The following is a 4,096-nucleotide window of genomic DNA, read 5'->3' on the forward strand; positions in this document are numbered from 1 at the left end:
GGCCGGCACGGGCGCCGCCGCGTAAGCTTCGGCCTTCCCGAAAAAAGCCGAGGCACACCATGCTTCAACGCACACGCACGCCGGGCCGGGGCGCATGCCGCCTGGCCCTGGGCGCTGTGATCCTGTTACTGACTGGCTGCACGTCAATGGGACCGCAGCCCACGCCCGCCCGCCTGAATGTCGATGCGGCGGCGCATTCCACGCGCACGCTCGCTGCACAGGCTCTGTCGGCATCTGCACCTGCATCTGCACCTGCATCTGCACCTGCAGCCTGGCCCGCGCAGGAATGGTGGCGCGCCTACGGCGACCCGCAGCTCGACCAACTGGTCGACGGGGCGCGCGAGGCCAGCCCCACGATTGCTGCCGCACTGGCGCGCGTGCGCCAGGCGGCCGCCCTTGAAGGCCTGGCGGCCGCCGCACTGGCGCCGCAGGCCAGCGCCACGGCGCATCCGGTGCGCCAGCGCTACAGCGACAACGGCAGCGTACCGAAACCCCTCGCAGGCAGCTGGCAGTGGGCAAACGACCTCGGGGTCAGCCTCGGCTACGAACTGGATTTCTGGGGCAAGAACGCGGCCGGCGTGGCCGGCGCTGCGGGACGCGTGAATGCACGCCAGGCCGAAGCGCAGGCAGCGCGCCTGGCCGTGGCCGGCGCCGTCGTGCAAGCCTATCTGCAGCTCGATCACTTGTACACGCGGCGCGACCTGGCCGAACAGGAGCTGCGCCAGCGTACCCGCATTGCTGACCTGGTACGCCAGCGCGTGGCGGCGCAACTGGACAGCAAGGCGGAACTCCGGCAGGCCGAGATTGGCGTGCCGTCGGCGCGCGGCGAGATCGCGGCGCTCGACGAAGCGCTGGCGTTGACGCGGGGCCAGCTCGCGGCCCTGAGCGGGCAGGGGCAGGATGCTGCCGAGGCGATCGCGCGGCCGCACCTGGCGCCGGCCCGGCCATCCCGCGTGCCGGCGGATATTCCCGCCGCGCTGCTCGGGCGCCGGCCGGAGCTGGTGGCGCTGCGCTGGCAGGTCGAAGCGGCCAGCGGCGACATCGACGTCGCCAGGGCGCAGTTTTATCCAACCGTGAACCTGAGTGTTTCGGGTGGCCTGGYCAGCCTGGGCTTCGACCGCCTGGTGCAGGGCGGCAGCCGCACGTTTGCCGCCGGTCCGCTCGTGACCTTGCCGCTGCTCGACGGCGGGCGCCTGCGCAGCAATCTGGCGGCGCGCAACGCCGACTACGATCTCGCCGTCGCGCAGTACAACGGCGCCGTGCTCGACGCGCTGCGTGACGTGGGTGCGCAACTGACGTCGCTGCGCTGGCTGGGCGAGCGCAGGCGCGAACAGGGCGCGGCGCTTGGCGCGGCCGAAGAAGCCTACGCGCTGGCCGAGCAGCGCTACCGCGCGGGCCTGGGCAACTTCGTGCAGGTCCTGATTGCCGAAATCCAGGTGGTCGCGCAGCGCCGGGGTCAGGCTGACCTGGCGGCCCGTGCCTACACGCTCGACGTACATCTCGTGCGGGCGCTGGGCGGGGGCTTTCGGGCCGCCATCCATTAAGAACGCTGGAATCATCACATGACTGAACAAACGAATCACGCACCGCAAAGCCGGCGCAAGCTGGCGCTTGGCCTTTGCGCCGCCGTGCTGGCCGCCGCGACCGGCATTGCCTGGTCCTCGCCCGGGGTGCTGGGCATCGGCTGGAACAGCCAGCAGACCGAAGACGCTTACGTCGAGGGCAATCTGGTGCACGTCACGCCGCAGGTCRCGGGCACGGTCACGCGCATCGCAGCGGACAACACGGATTTCGTGCGGCCGGGCGAGGTGCTGGTCCAGCTCAATGACGTCGACGCCCGGCTGGCGCTGGACCGCGCCGAAGCGGCGCTGGCCAGGGCGGCGCGCCAGGTACGCTCGCAACTGGCCGGCGTCGGGCAGCTGCGCGCCACCGTCGTGCAGCGCGAGTCCGACCTGGCCAGGGCAGAGAGCGATCTGGCGCGCCGCCGTCAGCTGGCCGATACGGGCGCCGTGTCGGGCGAAGACATCCGTCACGCCGGCGATGCCGTGGGCGCCGCCCGCGCTGCCTTGAACGCTGCGCGCCAGCAGGTGGATGCAGCGCGCGCGCTGGTCGACGGCACGACGCTCGAGCAGCACCCGGACGTGCTGTCGTCGATTGCCGGCCTGCGCGACGCGTCGCTGGGCCTGGCCCGCACGACGCTGGCCGCGCCGGTGGGCGGCATCGTCGCCCGGCGCAATGTGCAGATCGGCCAGCGCGTGGCGCAGGGCGCGCCGCTGATGGCGATCGTTCCGCTCGACCAGATGTGGGTCACGGCCAACCTGAAAGAGACGCAGCTGAAGGACGTGCGCATTGGCCAGCCGGTGGCCGTGACGTCGGACGTGTACGGCGCCGACGTCGTCTTTCACGGCCGCGTGGCCGGCCAGGAAGCCGGTACCGGCAGCGCGTTTGCCGCCGTGCCGGCGCAGAACGCGACCGGGAACTGGATCAAGGTCGTGCAGCGCGTGCCGGTGCGCATCGCGCTCGATGCGCAGGAGCTGGCGCGCCATCCGCTGCGCCTTGGTCTGTCGATGAAGGTCGCGATCGATACCAGCCGCGCGGATGGTCCGAGCCTGATGCAGGCCGGCGCGGTGCGCCATTCGTACGAGACGGCCGTGTTCGAGACGGAGTCGCACGGCGCCGACGCAGCGATCCGCCGCGCGCTCGGCGCGCCAGCGGCCGTGGTGGCGCGTTGACCGCAGCCGCCATCGGCACGACGCCGCGCCCGGCGCTGCTGGGCGCCATCTTCGTGTTCAACCTGATCGAATTTCTGTCGACGGGAATGACGGTGCTGGCCGCACCCGCGATCATGGGCCATATCGGCGCCTCGCCCGAAGAGTACGCGACGGTGTCGGCGCTCTACGCCGCCGTGGCGGTGCTGGCGATTTCGCAGATGACCGTGCTGCTGCAGCGCCTTGGCTGGCGCAACTACCTGCTGGGCGCCGTGCTGTTCTACCTGCTCGGCGCGTGGGTGTGCGCCACGAGCGCCAGCGTGGCCGGCTTTGCCGGCGGCCGCCTGCTGATGGCGCTGGGCGGCGGCGTGTTCATGACAGTCTCGCGCATGATGGTCAACCTGATCCCGCCATCGCCACAGCGCCTGCAGGGCATCGCCGCGTATGGCGCCGCGTTGTCTGGCGGGCTGGCGCTCGGGCCTTGGGTGGCCGCGAAGATGCTGGGCCACGAGGCATGGGGCGGAATGTTCCTGGTGCTCGCCGCGCTGGCAACGCTTGGCGCGCTGATCGCCGCGCGCTGGATGCCGCAGGACGCCGTCACGCTCGATCGCGCTTCCGGCGGGTCGCCATCGCGCATGCATGCCATCGACGCGATGCTGCTGGCGGCCGGCGCGGCCATCACGCTGTATGCGTTGCAGCACCTGACGTATGACTGGCATGGCGAACGCGGATCGCTGCTGGCGCACCTGGTGCTGGGGCTCGCGCTGCTGGCCGCGTTCGGGTTGCTCCATGCGCGCCGCAGCGCGCCGTTCCTGTACCTGGGCGTGCTGCGCAGCCCGCGCTATCGCCTGGGCCTCGTCATCTTCAGCGTCTGTTACGCGATGCTCGGCATGGTCAACACGCTGCTGCCGCAGGTGGTGCAAAAGGGTCTTGGCGTTGGATTGGAACAGGCCGGCGAACTGCAGGGAACGGGGTTGCTGGCCACGGTCATCGCGTTCTTCGTGATGCTCGAACTGGTCAAGCGGCGCCCGCATCCGACCAAGTTTTTCGTTACGGGCTTTCTGATGCTGGCCTTGCTCGGCTGGCGCTTCGCGACGCTCGACCCGCGCGCGTATGCGTGGGATGCGGTGATCTTCTGGCTTGGCCTGTTCGGCGGCTTTCTGACGCTGGGGATGGCGACGACGGCGATCCACGCCTTCAAGGAGCTGCAGGCGGACAATGTGGTGTTCTCGAATGCCCAGCAACTGAAAAACATGCTGGGGCAGGCCGGCCTCGCGCTGGGCGTGGGCATGACCAATATCGGGCTGCAGGAACGCACGGCGCTGCATGCATCGCGCCTGGCCGAGAAATCGTCGCTGCTGTTTGACGGTGGCGCCGAGCTGGCACGA

At 70.4% G+C, this 4,096-nt stretch carries 3 protein-coding genes; all 3 read left to right on the plus strand.

Going from position 1 to position 4,096, the window contains the following annotated elements:
* Window positions 1-59: 59 nt before the first annotated feature.
* The gene (locus AC1DYN_RS31660) at window positions 60-1,544 is read left to right on the plus strand and encodes an efflux transporter outer membrane subunit (protein ID WP_477966632.1); all 1,485 of its coding nucleotides are present in this window, start codon (window positions 60-62) and stop codon (window positions 1,542-1,544) included.
* An 18-nt stretch (window positions 1,545-1,562) separates the two neighbouring features.
* Window positions 1,563-2,732, plus strand: coding sequence for an EmrA/EmrK family multidrug efflux transporter periplasmic adaptor subunit (locus AC1DYN_RS31665; protein WP_477966634.1), 1,170 nt, complete (start codon window positions 1,563-1,565; stop codon window positions 2,730-2,732).
* A gap of 53 nt (window positions 2,733-2,785) precedes the next feature.
* On the plus strand, window positions 2,786-4,096 hold a 1,311-nt coding region (locus AC1DYN_RS31670; RefSeq protein WP_477966636.1), incomplete at its 3' end, for an MFS transporter.

The sequence above is a fragment of the Rhizobacter sp. P2_D12 genome, assembly GCF_056404395.1.